The organism is Kiloniella sp. EL199 (assembly GCF_900313065.1).
GTDB lineage: Bacteria > Pseudomonadota > Alphaproteobacteria > Kiloniellales > Kiloniellaceae > Kiloniella.
Genome location: NZ_OMPU01000005.1, coordinates 47,085 through 60,590 on the forward strand (window position 1 = coordinate 47,085; position 13,506 = coordinate 60,590).

Sequence of the window (13,506 nt, forward strand, 5' to 3'; positions counted from 1 at the left end):
TTTTAAGTAACTGTCGTTACGCCAAATCTAGAAACAGATGTATTTACTTCTCTTCCTAAGAGGTTGAGTAGTACTGAAATGCGCTCTCTGTCAATCATATGTGACAGGGAGCCGATGATATTTGCAAAAGGACCAGATAAAAACTTTACCTTTTGACCAGGTTTAAGGTCTGGGTCAGACAGTTCTTGGTCAATTTTTGCTTCGCGTAAGTTTGCCACAAAACCGTCAGGAAGGCTGGGCAGTTTGCTTCCCGCAGCGATAAGCCTTCTGACGCCGTAGGTGCTGTTTATAGAGCCCCAGTTGTCAGATGTGGGGTCCAGTTCGACAAAGATATATCCCGGGAAAAGGGCCTTTTTTACGATGTCGACCTTGCGAGCATGCTTCCTCGCTTTGAGAAAGTAAGGCAGATAAACTTGAAACCCTTGGCGGGTCAAATTTGCTTCAGCTCTTAGCTCTTGATTGGAGTGAGTATTAATTACATACCATTTTCGCATTATTCTGTTCCCGTTGAGTTATTGAGGGCTTCAGGCGAATGAATGCGAAGGAAATCTGGAACGATTAGCCGATCGTGGTCAAAGCACTGTACGGCGTTTTCATAGGTTTTTTGGGGGGCGTCTGAATCCGTGATTACAATGGCATCAAAATCGGGAATATTACTCAAGGTTTTGATGACAGGTAAGTGGCCGACTTTTTCGCGGGATGTTTTCTCATCTACAACAGCAACAAGTTCAATTTGTGTATCCCATGCTGCCATAATGGCGATTTCCGTTAACTCTCCGGCCCCAAGCAATGCTATTCTTTTTTGCCCATTGTTGGCTGCACGTTCGAAAATCTCTGAGTATTGATTTCGCGTGTTTTTGAAAAAGTATAAAGAGGTATCTAAATACTCAACAACCAACCGGCTTTTCTCGCTAAAGCCTCTTGGGGTTAGGTAGTAGGCATAGCGTTTATAGGGCGCAGATTTAGCTTTTACGTAGCCTTTGTGAATCGCTCTTTTTAGAAGAGCATTTGTAAGGCCTATGGATACACCAATGCGTTTTGAAAGCGTCATCTGTGAAATTACTTCACCCTCTTCTAAGGACTGAAGGAATTCAATGTCTGTTTTAATATCAGATTTTGACGGCATAGGTGTTCCTGTTGTTAGCGAGGGCACTTTAGATAGATTTTTTCTAGAGGTCAACAATTATTCACACTGTGAATTTCAGTTTCTGAACGCCTTTCTCTGTGCCTGAAAGAGATTTTTGTGCTTTAGCTGTTGGGTTCCTAAATCTAAGTGCTTGTTAGACGTAATAGTAAGGTGTTAATTAATCACGTCGTTTTGTCCGTGATCGTTAACTTTTCTGTGGAACATCATCTTCCCATGTCAAAAAAAACTTATCTCATTACCGGCACGGCTGGATTTATTGGGTATCACCTTGCAGAGCTTTTACTTGATCTGGGACATGAGGTTGTCGGCGTTGATGTCGTAACGGACTATTATGACGTTTCTTTGAAAGAAGCTCGTTTAGTCAACCTCAATAAGCACGATGATTTTATAGAAAAGCGAATAGATCTTGCCGATTGGTCGGAGATTGAAGCAGTGTTCAAAGAGTATCGCCCAAACTACTGTGTGAATTTAGCAGCACAAGCAGGTGTTAGGTACAGCCTCGAAAATCCAAGAGCCTATCTCAAGTCAAACGTTGATGGCTTTCTTAATATTCTGGAGGCCTGTCGCCATTACCCCGTTGAGCATCTGGTTTATGCTTCTACCAGTTCTGCCTATGGCGGGAATACTTCCATGCCTTTTAAAGTTAGTGAAAGCGCGGAACATCCTATGACGCTCTATGCTGCGACCAAAAAATCAAATGAGATGATGGCCCATTCCTATTCCCATCTCTTTAATATTCCCAGCACTGGTATGCGCTTTTTTACGGTCTATGGCCCTTGGGGGCGTCCGGATATGGCGCTCTTTATGTTCACCCGGGATATCCTTGCGGGTAAACCGATCAATGTTTTTAATAATGGCAACATGCAGCGTGATTTTACCTATGTGAAGGATATTGTTGAGGGCATACGCCGTTTGGCCGAGGTTCCATCAGCCATTGATCCAAACTGGGATAGTAACAACCCGAATCCGAATACCAGCGGCATTGCCCCATACAGGGTTGTAAACATCGGTAACACCCGTTGTGAAAAGCTAATGCGCTACATTGAAGTGCTGGAAGAGAAGTTAGGTGTAAAGGCCGAGTACAATATGTTGCCAATGCAAGACGGTGATGTCCCTGCAACCTGGGCAGATGTTACGGAATTAACCGAAATTACCGGATACAAACCCTCTGTCACGATTGAGGAGGGGATTGGCCACTTTGTTGATTGGTATAAGGCCTATTACAAGATTAATTCCTGATATTCCAGGGTGAAGCTGTCTAGAATTTAATTGTGCTCCAGCCAGCTTTGTAACATAAGCACCGCCCATAGCTTGTATTGCCAGTTACGGGAGCCAGCTTGGTGTTGCTGGAGCTTTTCTTGTATTTCTTTGCCGTCTATTAACCCTGATCGGTCAAGCCTTTCCTGTGAAAGAAGATCCTGTGCCCATTCTTTTAATGGGCCGCGTAGCCAATGGTCTATTGGAATTCCAAAGCCCATTTTGGGGCGATCTATCAACTTAGCTGGAACATATTTATCCAGTACTTTACGTAACACCCATTTCCCCTGGCCATCTCGAATTTTCATATGCATGGGAAGAGACCAAGAGAATTCGACAACGCGATGGTCAAGAAGAGGTACGCGGGCTTCTAGAGATGCAGCCATTGAAGCGCGGTCAACTTTGGTTAATATATCATCAGGTAAGTAAGTGAGGGTATCAAGATACTGCATTCTTTCGACATTGTTCGGGATAAATTGTTCGATCGTTTGATCCCATAGGATGCCGTGATATTCGTGCCCGCTCCTCAGGATACTGTCAGGGTTCTGCCAATTACTAACGAGTTTTCTATAATAGCCATCACTTGTTTCTCCAAGAACGCTTGCCAGTTTGTATAGAGTATCACCCGAATGACTGGGTCTTTTATGGTCAGGAACAATTTTGAAAATTTTATCCCAGGCTTGAGGAGAAAGACTTTGAATTATTCCAGAAGACAAAGCTCCTATAAAACGAGGTAATTTACGGATATTATTTCCGTATTTATGGGCTGTGATATGGCGCCGATATCCCCCGAATAATTCATCCCCACCATCACCGGACAAGGCAACGGTCACATGATCTCTTGTCAGTTTTGAAACGAGATATGTTGGAATTTGTGATGAATCGGCAAAAGGTTCATCGTATATGTCTGCGAGATTGGGGATTGTTGCTCTGGCTTCCGCAGGTGTTACATATAATTCTGTATGCTCTGTGCCGAGATGCTTTGCAATTTGAGCTGCATGTTGAGCTTCGTTGTAAGCTTGATCCTCAAAGCCAATGGAGAAGGTTTTAATTGGAGAGGATGATTGCTTTTGCATGAGTGCGGCAACGGTACTGGAATCTATACCGCCTGATAGAAATGCGCCAAAGGGGACATCCGAAATCATGCGTTTTGCGACGGCATCTTCTAATAGCTCTTCGAGTGTTGTTATGGCTTCATTCTCTGTTCCGGAGAAGGCTACATTTTGACCCTGTCTTACGGCTTGATCTAAAGACCAATAGGTTGACAGTTTAGGTGTTTTATCGCCATCCACGTCAAAGGTTAAAATGTGTCCTGGAAGTAATTTTTGCACATTCTGATATATGGAATGAGGGGCTGGAATATAGTTAAATCGTAAGAAGGATGCGATAGAATTTTGATCGATTTGCGTGGGGCATTTAGGGTGTTTTTTCAAAGCTTTGAGGATGGATCCAAAAATAAAAGCACCCTTGTTATAACTCCAATAGAGTGGCTTTATGCCCACTCGATCTCTGCAAAGAGTCAGTCGTTTGAGCTTTTTATCCCAAACGGCAAATACAAACATCCCGATCAGGTGATCCAAGGTGTCTTTAATACCCCAGTTTGCGATTGCTTCTAATAAGACTTCTGTATCAGAGTATCCCTTAAAATTTATGCCATATTGGGAGATTATTTTAGCTCTTATCTGGGCCGCATTATATATTTCACCGTTGTAAACGAGAACATAGCGGCCACAAGATGATATCATTGGTTGCTGACCTGCTGAAGAGAGATCTATGATAGATAGGCGTCTGTGCGCAAAGGCTACGCCATTATCTGGGCCAATCCATACTTCACCACCATCAGGGCCACGCCTGTACATAGCTTCGCCCATAGCATGCGCGATACTTTGTTTTTTGTTAGTGTCGTTTATGGTGCCGTCAATAAATCCAGCGATGCCGCACATAGATGTTCTATCCAGAATAACTCAAGCCATTTTTTTCATCTATAAACAGTCAGAAAGAGAAATGCACGCTCGTTTCTTGAAAGGAGAGTACTATATTTATAATGCAGACGCTTACATCTTTTTGATCTTGGCCAAAGCAATATCCAACCAGCCTTTGGGGATCATGTGTCCATAGTCGTGCAGGCAAATGGATGTTTCCTTGCCGCTGTTACATCCTGTCCAGTGATGACAGGTGAAGATATTTATTTTCTCTACTGTATCAGGCTCAATTTGGCATTCATTTGTACGGCGCCATAATTCGATGCCTTTGAGTGGATTATTGCTGTTGCCTCTGGGCAGAGACATCACGTTATCTTTGAGGCCGTGAACATGGGTAATGTTAATAGGGCCTGCTTGGCATTCAATATCTTCTTGCTGCCATAGGGTTCCCGCTATTGCGAGAAGGCCAGCAAAATCTTGTCCGCTTTCACAGGCCAGGCGCCATGCCATGGCGCTGCCGTAAGAAAATCCTGAGAGATAAATTTTGTTCTCATCAATGGGCCATTTGGTTTTGAGGTTTTTGAGGATTGCTTGTGCGAAAGGTGTGTCTCTTGATGCCTTACCCCAAAAATCCCAACTTTTCCCGAGGCCATCCGGGGCCACAAGTAAAAAGCCGTGTTTATCCGTTGCTTCGGTTATTCTTGGGTTGTTGAGAACATTTCTTCCTGTTCGGCCCCAACCGTGAAAATGCATCAGAACAGGCAGAGGTGATTTTCCATCCCAACTGGATGGTGTTTTGACCTGATAACTTCGCCCATCCAACTGGCAGCTTGTTCCATGCTCACACCCATTTTCTACTTCCAATGCTGTTGTGCTCCAAACGGGCTTTGCAAAGAAGCACGTAAGAAGCATAAACATGAGATAGCGTGAGTGAAAAAATCTGGCCATGATGGAGATTATTATCCTGATATGTGTTGGTAAGCGCATCGTAAGGATAAAGTTGCTCACCGCCAATTCAGGGAATTGTGATCACAAAGCCATTGCGAGAGACAAATGGATCTAAATCATCTGGAAGGAGCTTTGCTCTATTCAGTAAGCTTTTTATGCACATGCTCCAGAGCTTGATTCCAGGCGGTAAACCCCTGTTGTTTTTTCAGGAGATTCAGACCTTCAAGGGTAAAGGTTCCTTCTGTCGCAATTTCACGGGTGATGTCGGCGAGCTTTTGATCTTCTTTTTGCAACGCGTAAGCGGTTGCACCTCTTATATTGTGTAAAATGACATTTCTAGCCTTGTCATGAGGAAGGCCTTTTTCTTCCAGCCAGTTTGTCATTGTTCCAAAAAACTCATAGAGCCATCCATTCATACAGGATGTGGTTAAAGCCAGATCGAAATCATGCTCGGAATCAAAGCTGATTGGTGTGCCTGTAAAGTTTGCAAGCTTTTCCACCTGTGGATTGGGAGGGTAGATGGGAACAACACCTTCACCTGCTTCGATACTACAGACCGGGATCATTCGTATAAGTGTTTTGGGTAAGTGGTTTGCTGCTGCATAATGTTCTGTGATGGTTTTGCCAGCAACGGCGGTGATCACAATCTGATGGTCCCGAAAGGTTAGCGCTTCCAACAAACCGGATAGCTGCTCGGGCCTGACAGAGAGAAGAACAATATCGGATTTATCTATAAGATCCTGATTATCCTTTGCGATCAAGCAACGATGTCTCTGTGAAAGCCGCTCCGCAGTTTTGGTATTTCTTGGTGATAGATAAATTTCTCCCTCATACCCACCGTTCCTTAGGGAGCTTGTGAAATAAGAGGCGAAATATCCAACGCCCAAAATACCAAGCACAGGGTTTGTTATATCTTTGGTCATCCAGTTATTTCTCTCTGCAAGTGTCTGGTCATATCTTTTGTAAATCCAGATGACTGTAAGCGGATTAATCTTGTTTGCCTATTATAGAATTCGCGGAATATCTTTCGGAAACACAACTTGCCTAGTCGAGTTAGGTTCTGTTAGCTTGATGCAACTGTTCTTCCCGTTATTTCGTGCTCTCTGAATATTAGATAGATGATTACAGGATGTTTTGGCGGGACCCAACGTGCCTTGTTGGGGCTAACAAATAAAAACTAAAACGCTAGGAGCATAAGAATGAGCGCTCTGGATCAAGTGTTGTCCCACGTGGACGATCATCTGGAAGAATCTATCGACAGATTGTTTGAGCTTGTCAGAATTGAAAGTATTTCAACAGACCCTGCCTACAAAGCAGAATGCCAGAAAGCGGCAGAATGGTTAGAGCGCGAACTCACAGAGCTTCAATTCGATGCATCTGTGCGACCAACCCCCGGTCACCCAATGGTCGTTGCCCATACGCCGGATCAGGATACTGGACCACATGTACTGTTTTACGGGCATTATGATGTTCAGCCTGTTGACCCGTTGGAACTATGGGATAACCCACCTTTTGAACCGACAGTCAAGGAATTACCCGATGGCAGTAAAGAACTGACAGGTCGCGGTACGTCGGATGACAAGGGACAGCTTTTGACCTTTGTTGAAGCTTGTCGCGCCTGGCGTGCTGTAACAGGTAAGTTACCTTTGAATGCGTCGATGATTCTGGAGGGCGAAGAAGAAACAGGTAGCCCAAGTCTGGACGATTTCCTCGCGACACACAAAGATGAACTAAAGGCCGATCTGGCGCTGGTCTGCGATACCGGCATGTGGGACAAGAATACGCCCGCGATTACAGTTCGCCTTCGTGGAATGATGAAAGAGAACCTTGTGATCAAAGCTGCTGATCGTGATTTGCATTCTGGCGGTTATGGCTCTGCAGCGCGAAATCCGTTACATGTTTTGTCCAAGATTATTGCTGATCTTCGTGATGACAAGGGGCGCGTTCAAATCCTTGGGTTTTATGATGGTGTTGGCGAACTGCCTGCAGATATCAAAAAACAATGGGACGAGTTGGGTTTTGATAGCAAAGAATTTTTGGGTGAGGTCGGGCTTTCGGTGCCTGCTGGGGAAGAGGGCTATTCTGTTCTTGAGCAACTGACGTCTCGTCCAACCTGCGAAGTAAATGGTATTTGGGGCGGATATAATGGTGAAGGCTCCAAAACAGTTATTCCGGCCGAAGCGAATGCCAAGTTCACTTTCCGTTTAGTGGATCAGCAAGAGCCAGCCAAAATTCGTGAGGCATTCCGTAGTTTTATTGAAGCTCGTTTACCTGCTGATTGTTCGGTTGAATATGAAACCGTCGGGGGAGAGTTTGGTCCCTTGGTTGTGGATACGGATATGCCTGAGACACAAAAAGTGATCAAAGCGCTTTCTGATGAATGGAATAAAGAAGCAGCCTTGATCGGGTCTGGTGGCTCTATTCCTATTACAACTGAATTCCGTCGCGTATTGGGGATGGAAACTCTTTTGGTTGGTTTTGCGTTGGAAGATGATCGTATTCATAGCCCCAACGAGAAATATGACCTTAAAAGTTTTCACAAAGGAATACGATCCTGGGTGCGAATTATTGCGGCACTGGGCAATTCATAAGATGACAATGGGGCGGCTGATTAGCCGCCCTTTCGTTACTCGTTGCGTAAGCCTTTTTAGTGTATCAGATAGATACTGCCTATAATCAGGCCGGCAATAATTAAGGTTTCAACCACAACTAGTATCAGGGCTTGGTGCCCAATTTGCAGAACATCGCGTAAAGATGTTTTTAGGCCGACTGCTGCAATTGCTGTGATGAGGCACCAGCGAGAGAGTTCTGAGAGTTGCGTAATTAAAAAGTCTGACAACAATCCTGTTGAGCGCAATCCCGTGAAGACGATGAAGCCGATTAAAAACAGCGGGGGCAAATAGGCCTTCATCTTATTTGGATTTGATTGTTTGAATAGTGTTGTGACAAAAAGTGTAATTGGAACAAGAAGGGCAACACGAAATAGCTTGGCCACAGTGGCGGCGTCGCCTGCTTCGGGAGAGATTGAATAACCAGCCCCAACAACCTGCGCAACATCGTGAATAGTACCACCGATAAAGAAGCCTGATTCTTCCGGTGTCATTTCCATCCATAAGGCAAGGGGTGGATATAAAATCATGGCCAGAGTGGATAGTGTTGTTACTGCAACGACAGCAAAGAGTGTTGAGCGTTCTTTATTCGGGGAGTTCGGCATTGCCGCAGAAATTGCAAGAGCTGCTGATGCGCCGCAGATTGCTGTCGCCCCACCAGTTAATAATCCAAATCTTTTATCAAATCCAAAAAAACGAGCCAGCAAAACACCGGATATGATGGTGATAATGACTGCAACCACCAGAATACTGGTTGAGCTAAGACCTAGCTGTGTGATTTGGTCCAGACCTATTCGTACACCCAAAAGAGCAACGCCGATACGCAAGACAGATTTACTGGTGAATTCAATACCTGGCTTGGCCGATGATCCTTCGATAAGAGAATTGAGGCTCATGCCAAAAAGCAGAGCATAGAGAAGGGTGGGGCCGCCATGGTGATCAGATATAAAGGTGGCGGCAAAAGCCAAAATGACGGCCAGCATAACACCGGGTAGTAGCGATTTTAGATGGGCGTACTTTTTAGCCCCCAAAACGAGAACAGGCATTGTTTTGCTCAATATGTCTTTGGTGATTGCATTGCGCTGAAGACGCGACGTGTATTGGCGAAGATCCTAGAGGAATATCAACCTGAAATCTCAAAAAAAATTATCTTTTAAGCAAAACTAATGACAGAGCATGCGTTTTATTAAACAGACGCCATAATTATGAAGATTGCTGTAGGATAAAAAATATTAGGCGCGTTCTGTTTCCGTGTTTTCAATTAGTGTGTCTTGTTTTGCCTGATGCCGCATACGGTTTTGAACCATTCGATCATAGAGTTTTGTAACCAATTGGCTGCCTGTCTTTTCAAAAGCGCCAGGAATAAAGGCATGACAGAGGCAGACAAAAAAACCAATACACATATTAAATGAAAAATACAGAGCCTGCCCCATGTGCTCAAAATAGGTTTCGTTCACCGATTGAGGATGGTTGATAAAAAGGTTGTCGATAATTTTTTTCATTTAATTCACCAAGATTTAGTTATTTTTTTTGCCTCTTTCTTTTAGTATAAATCAACATTGCAGATAATTTTTTCTCATTTTACGTGGTAATGTGATTTGATATTGAGAAAATATCCCAACAAAGAGAGTTTTGATGAAGCTAGATGATATTGATTTAAGAATTTTGAAAGAACTCCAACGTGATGCCAGTCGTCCGGCATCGGAAATTGCTGAACTGGTCAATCTGTCGACTAACGCTTGCTGGCGGCGCATAAAGTTGCTGCAGGAATCCGGTGTTATAAAAAAGCAGGTCGCGTTGGTTGATCCGACGATGGTGGGGAAGGAATTAACGGTTTTTGTTGAGTTGAGGACGGCGCATCACGGAGATGGTTGGCTGGAAAATTTTTCCGAAGGTATCAGCAGGATTGATGAGGTTGTCGAATTCCATCGTCTTAATGGAAATGTGGATTACCTCTTGAAAATTCTGGTATCCAGTATCGAAGATTATGACCGGGTTTATAAGAAGATTATTCGAACGGCGCCACTGCATGATGTGACGTCTTACTTTTCTATGGAAAAGATCAAAGAAACCACAGAGGTGCCACTGGATAAAAGATAAGTGTACGAAGGAAAAATCGCGTTATTTTGCAGTGAGATCCCGTTTTCAACTTCCTAAGTATTCATCGTCATGACAGCATGTTGTCTGTCTATGAATTCTATCTTCTTTCCTCTCTTCGTGCAGAGCCGTGACCATGACTGGATCTGAAAATTTTACGCATCAACCCTTTTGGTGGACAGATGCTCGTTTCCAACCAGACAATTACGTTCAATCAGACTTGCCGCCACAAAAGGCCGATGTTGTCATCATTGGCGCTGGATATACCGGACTTTCTGCAGCACTTACGCTGGCGCGTGCGGGACGGTCAGTTGTGGTTTTGGAGGCAGAGCGTCCGGGGTGGGGCTGTTCGGCACGAAACGGCGGGCTGTTGGGGCCTAGTTTTCATAAACTCGGGCTTAAGGGGCTAGAGCATGCCTACGGAAAAGAAAAAGCACGCGCCATCATGCTTGAAAGTCTGGACTGTATGCGATCCTTGATTTCTTTTGTCGAAAAGGAAGAAATTGACTGTGAAGTGGTAATGCGCGGACGGTTCAGAGGTGCCGTTCGACCTACACATTATGACAATCTCGCCCGACAAGTAGAGATCATGCAAAGAGACCTTGGTCTCAATGCACATATGGTACCTAAATCTGAGCAACATGATGAAATAGGATCTGACCTTTATCATGGTGGGGCTGTTTATGAAGACGACGGAACACTACAGCCTGCATTATTGTTGCAAGGGCTTTTGCGAAAAGTCACTGAAGCTGGAGCCAGGATATATGGCGGACAGGCGGTACAGGATATTTCTGGTTCGGAAGGCAAGTTAACCGTTAGCACAAAAAATCATTCTTTGATCGTGCGTGACATTATCGTGGCAACAAATGGTTATACACCTAAAAATCTACAATGGTTCCGTCGACGTCTTATTCCGATCCGTTCTGCCGTAACTGCAACGGAAGAGTTGCCCCCGGAAAAAATTCTCGAATTATCGCCTAAATCAAGAGGCCATGGTGATACACATCGACTGGTTTTTTATTACCGTCCATCAGCTGATGGAAAGCGAATGATTTTTGGCGGTCGGGCTAAAGACCTTAAGGATAATCCACAAGAATACGTTACTTATCTTAGAAACGCGATGCGACGGATATATCCGCAGTTACAATCGGTGAGGATTGAATACGCCTGGTCCGGAGTTGTGGCCTATACCTTTGATCATACACCCCATGTCGGGAAAGTTGACGGTGTGCATTATGCCATGGGGTATTGTGGATCGGGTGTTGGACGTGCCGTTTATTTTGGTCGGAAAACAGCCTTGAAAGTGTTGGGCGATCCAGAGGGGCGAACTGAACTGGATGATCTGCCTTTTGAAGGTCGTCCCCTTTATACGGGGTCTCCCTGGTTTATGCCTTTCATGATTCGTTGGCATGCTTTCGCGGACAGGATGGGATGGTAGCTTACCTTTGGGCCGAAGCGAGCAGGGCACCAAAGCTGACAAAAGTAACGCCAAGCACACGTCGAACAAGGCGAATACGTTTCACACTACTCATGAAATTCTTTAACCGACCGCCCATCAAGGCAATTGTCAGGTGATTCAAAAAGCACAGGATTGCATAGGTTGCAGATAAGACTGTCGCCTGAAATAAGGCAGAGCCTTCTGTGCTCATAAAGGGAGGAAACAGGGCAAGAATAACAACGATCGCCTTTGGGTTGGTAAGCGATACAATCAAGGCAGTTGAAAAGAGCTTATGTTTTTGAGGGGGAAGTGTGTTTTGACCTTCTTCTACCAGGCCGCTTTTATCTCTCCAGGTTTTAATACCGAGCCAGATGAGATAGGCAGCGCCAATAAATTTCAGAACTGTAAATGCCAGCGCTGATGTTTCCATAATCGTACCCAAACCCAAAGCTGCTCCAAAGCCGAGAATAAATAAACCCAGTGCATTACCTGTTGCTGACCAGATCGTTGCGCGTCCCCCAAACTTGAGTGTGTTGGAAAGGGCCAGAAATACTGCTGGGCCGGGGCTGATTGCAGGCGCAAGGCTAACGGCAATAAAAAGAAGCCAAACTTCTAATGTCATGGGAAAACTCAATTTAGGGATGTTATTGATTAGGTATAAGATCCTGCGCTTCTTTTTTAATTCGTGCAAGTTTGTTGAAAGAAAAAGATGATTTTTGCGTTTTCGTCACAATTCCTAGTCCGAATTGATCCTTTTTGTCCTGTCGCTGTTTGCGTAATCTCAGGGAAATTTATTTTAAGATACTGCTTAAGGATTTAATGATGGCTGGTCGTAATTCACTTTTCATCCCCGGACCAACAAATATGCCGGAACGTATTCGCTTGGCGATGGATGTAAATACGGAAGATCACCGCGCTATGTCTGCACCAGATTTCATGGTGCCCTTGTTTGAAGATCTGAAGAAAATCTTCCGGACAGACAAAGGTGAAGTGATTGTTTTTCCTTCATCCGGGACAGGTGGATGGGAGGCGGCTATTACCAATACTCTTTCTCCGGGTGATAAAGTGCTTACAGCCCGTTTCGGGCAGTTTTCAAGTCTGTGGATTGATTCGTGTCGGGCGCTTGGCATTGAGGTTGAAGATATTGATGTGCCGTGGGGTGAGGGTGCCCCCGCGGGACAAATAGCTGAACGTCTGGCTGCAGATACACAGCGTGAAATCAAAGGAGTTATTGTTTGCCACAATGAAACGGCGACAGGTGTCACATCCGATATCAAGGGGGTTCGTGATGCTTTGGACGCCTGTGATCATCCGGCGTTGCTGTATGTAGATGGGATCAGCTCGATTGGGGCCATTAAGTTTGAAATGGATGACTGGGGCGTTGACCTTGCCGTCGCTGGTTCACAAAAGGGTTTCATGTTGCCGACGGGTCTCGGCATCATTGGTGTGAGCCAAAAGGCCCTCCAAGCTGGTGAAACAGCATCCTGTCCGCGATTTTATTTTGATTTCAGGCTGATGATTAATCAAACCCGCACCGGCCTAGGGCCCTATACACCCGCTATGGGACTCTTGAGAGGTTTGCGTGCTTCTGTTGATGTCTTGTTGGAAGAGGGCATGGAAAACGTGTGGCAAAGACATCATCGTTTGGCAGAGGGGGTCAGGCAGGCTGTTGCAGCATGGGGATTGTCAACTTGTGCGAAAACGGCTGTATGGCAATCAGACACCGTTACGGGGGTTATGGTCCCTGAAGGGATTGATGGACAGGAAATTGTGAAACGGGCCTATCAGAATTATAACCTTTCTCTCGGCGGTGGACTTGCCCAGGTTGCAGGAAAGCTATTTCGGATCGGACATCTTGGCGATTTGAACGAATGCATGTTGTTTAGCGCGCTTGGCGGTGCCGAGATGGTTATGCGTGATCTTGGAATGGACATTGAGCCTGGTAAAGGTGTCGGGGCTGCTATTGAATATTGGCATAAAAATAAATAGCCTAATAACGCATCTGGTTACGAAAGGCTGTCTGCTTCAGGTGGCCTTTCTTGCTTCTGCTATTGAAACCTCGGAAAAGGCCGCTTAGAAGAGATGCAT

Annotated in this window: 13 protein-coding genes; 5 read left to right on the forward strand and 8 right to left on the reverse strand. The window is 45.0% G+C overall.

Annotation, left to right across the window (positions count from 1 at the left end; genetic code table 11):
* Positions 1-2: 2 nt before the first annotated feature.
* The gene (locus tag D9A03_RS02620; RefSeq protein ID WP_120495694.1) at positions 3-494 is read right to left on the reverse strand and encodes a transcription termination/antitermination protein NusG; all 492 of its coding nucleotides are present in this window, start codon (positions 492-494) and stop codon (positions 3-5) included.
* Positions 494-1,126, reverse strand: coding sequence for a hypothetical protein (locus D9A03_RS02625; protein ID WP_120495695.1), 633 nt, complete (start codon positions 1,124-1,126; stop codon positions 494-496). Before D9A03_RS02625 ends, D9A03_RS02620 begins: the two co-directional genes overlap by 1 nt.
* Positions 1,127-1,360: 234 nt before the next feature.
* Here D9A03_RS02625 and D9A03_RS02630 point away from each other — a divergent pair, with 234 nt between their 5' ends.
* Positions 1,361-2,386 (forward strand): NAD-dependent epimerase, encoded by a 1,026-nt coding sequence (locus D9A03_RS02630; RefSeq protein WP_120495696.1) that lies wholly within the window; start codon positions 1,361-1,363, stop codon positions 2,384-2,386.
* A 26-nt stretch (positions 2,387-2,412) separates the two neighbouring features.
* On the opposite strand, the gene asnB is transcribed toward D9A03_RS02630, so the two are convergent.
* From asnB to D9A03_RS02645, 3 genes are all read right to left on the reverse strand, one after another.
* Positions 2,413-4,347: an asparagine synthase (glutamine-hydrolyzing) gene (gene asnB / locus D9A03_RS02635; RefSeq protein ID WP_120495697.1), complete on the reverse strand. Its 1,935-nt coding sequence runs from the start codon at positions 4,345-4,347 to the stop codon at positions 2,413-2,415.
* 111 nt (positions 4,348-4,458) lie between these two features.
* Positions 4,459-5,274 (reverse strand): PHB depolymerase family esterase, encoded by an 816-nt coding sequence (locus D9A03_RS02640; RefSeq protein WP_162937945.1) that lies wholly within the window; start codon positions 5,272-5,274, stop codon positions 4,459-4,461.
* 137 nt (positions 5,275-5,411) lie between these two features.
* A complete protein-coding gene (locus tag D9A03_RS02645) occupies positions 5,412-6,197 on the reverse strand; it encodes an NAD(P)-binding domain-containing protein (protein ID WP_120495699.1) in 786 nt (261 codons plus the stop codon).
* A gap of 276 nt (positions 6,198-6,473) precedes the next feature.
* Between D9A03_RS02645 and D9A03_RS02650 the strand changes: the two genes are divergently transcribed.
* On the forward strand, positions 6,474-7,865 hold the full coding sequence (locus tag D9A03_RS02650; RefSeq protein WP_120495700.1) for a dipeptidase: 1,392 nt from the start codon (positions 6,474-6,476) through the stop codon (positions 7,863-7,865).
* A gap of 56 nt (positions 7,866-7,921) precedes the next feature.
* Here the strand turns inward: D9A03_RS02650 and D9A03_RS02655 are convergent, their stop codons facing one another.
* Entirely contained in the window at positions 7,922-8,929 is a 1,008-nt protein-coding gene (locus tag D9A03_RS02655) for a YeiH family protein (protein ID WP_120495701.1), read from the reverse strand.
* Between the two features lie 186 nt (positions 8,930-9,115).
* Positions 9,116-9,385 carry a DUF6356 family protein gene (locus D9A03_RS02660; protein WP_120495702.1) on the reverse strand — a complete coding sequence of 90 codons (270 nt, stop codon included), beginning with the start codon at positions 9,383-9,385 and terminating at the stop codon, positions 9,116-9,118.
* Between the two features lie 133 nt (positions 9,386-9,518).
* Between D9A03_RS02660 and D9A03_RS02665 the strand changes: the two genes are divergently transcribed.
* Both D9A03_RS02665 and D9A03_RS02670 read left to right on the forward strand, forming a co-directional pair.
* The gene (locus D9A03_RS02665; protein ID WP_120495703.1) at positions 9,519-9,983 is read left to right on the forward strand and encodes an Lrp/AsnC family transcriptional regulator; all 465 of its coding nucleotides are present in this window, start codon (positions 9,519-9,521) and stop codon (positions 9,981-9,983) included.
* Between the two features lie 133 nt (positions 9,984-10,116).
* The gene (locus tag D9A03_RS02670) at positions 10,117-11,418 is read left to right on the forward strand and encodes an FAD-binding oxidoreductase (protein WP_120495704.1); all 1,302 of its coding nucleotides are present in this window, start codon (positions 10,117-10,119) and stop codon (positions 11,416-11,418) included.
* 1 nt (position 11,419) lies between these two features.
* Here the strand turns inward: D9A03_RS02670 and D9A03_RS02675 are convergent, their stop codons facing one another.
* Positions 11,420-12,040, reverse strand: a complete 621-nt coding sequence (locus tag D9A03_RS02675; RefSeq protein WP_120495705.1) for a LysE family translocator — start codon at positions 12,038-12,040, stop codon at positions 11,420-11,422.
* 200 nt (positions 12,041-12,240) lie between these two features.
* Here D9A03_RS02675 and D9A03_RS02680 point away from each other — a divergent pair, with 200 nt between their 5' ends.
* Positions 12,241-13,407: an aminotransferase class V-fold PLP-dependent enzyme gene (locus D9A03_RS02680; protein ID WP_120495817.1), complete on the forward strand. Its 1,167-nt coding sequence runs from the start codon at positions 12,241-12,243 to the stop codon at positions 13,405-13,407.
* Positions 13,408-13,506: the final 99 nt, after the last annotated feature.

Coding starts and splice junctions, on each gene's coding strand:
- D9A03_RS02620 (WP_120495694.1), bottom strand. CDS start 494: ATGCGAAAATGGTATGTAATTAATACTCACTCCAATCAAGAGCTAAGA.
- D9A03_RS02625 (WP_120495695.1), bottom strand. CDS start 1,126: ATGCCGTCAAAATCTGATATTAAAACAGACATTGAATTCCTTCAGTCC.
- D9A03_RS02630 (WP_120495696.1), top strand. CDS start 1,361: ATGTCAAAAAAAACTTATCTCATTACCGGCACGGCTGGATTTATTGGG.
- asnB (WP_120495697.1), bottom strand. CDS start 4,347: ATGTGCGGCATCGCTGGATTTATTGACGGCACCATAAACGACACTAAC.
- D9A03_RS02640 (WP_162937945.1), bottom strand. CDS start 5,274: ATGGCCAGATTTTTTCACTCACGCTATCTCATGTTTATGCTTCTTACG.
- D9A03_RS02645 (WP_120495699.1), bottom strand. CDS start 6,197: ATGACCAAAGATATAACAAACCCTGTGCTTGGTATTTTGGGCGTTGGA.
- D9A03_RS02650 (WP_120495700.1), top strand. CDS start 6,474: ATGAGCGCTCTGGATCAAGTGTTGTCCCACGTGGACGATCATCTGGAA.
- D9A03_RS02655 (WP_120495701.1), bottom strand. CDS start 8,929: ATGCCTGTTCTCGTTTTGGGGGCTAAAAAGTACGCCCATCTAAAATCG.
- D9A03_RS02660 (WP_120495702.1), bottom strand. CDS start 9,385: ATGAAAAAAATTATCGACAACCTTTTTATCAACCATCCTCAATCGGTG.
- D9A03_RS02665 (WP_120495703.1), top strand. CDS start 9,519: ATGAAGCTAGATGATATTGATTTAAGAATTTTGAAAGAACTCCAACGT.
- D9A03_RS02670 (WP_120495704.1), top strand. CDS start 10,117: ATGACTGGATCTGAAAATTTTACGCATCAACCCTTTTGGTGGACAGAT.
- D9A03_RS02675 (WP_120495705.1), bottom strand. CDS start 12,040: ATGACATTAGAAGTTTGGCTTCTTTTTATTGCCGTTAGCCTTGCGCCT.
- D9A03_RS02680 (WP_120495817.1), top strand. CDS start 12,241: ATGGCTGGTCGTAATTCACTTTTCATCCCCGGACCAACAAATATGCCG.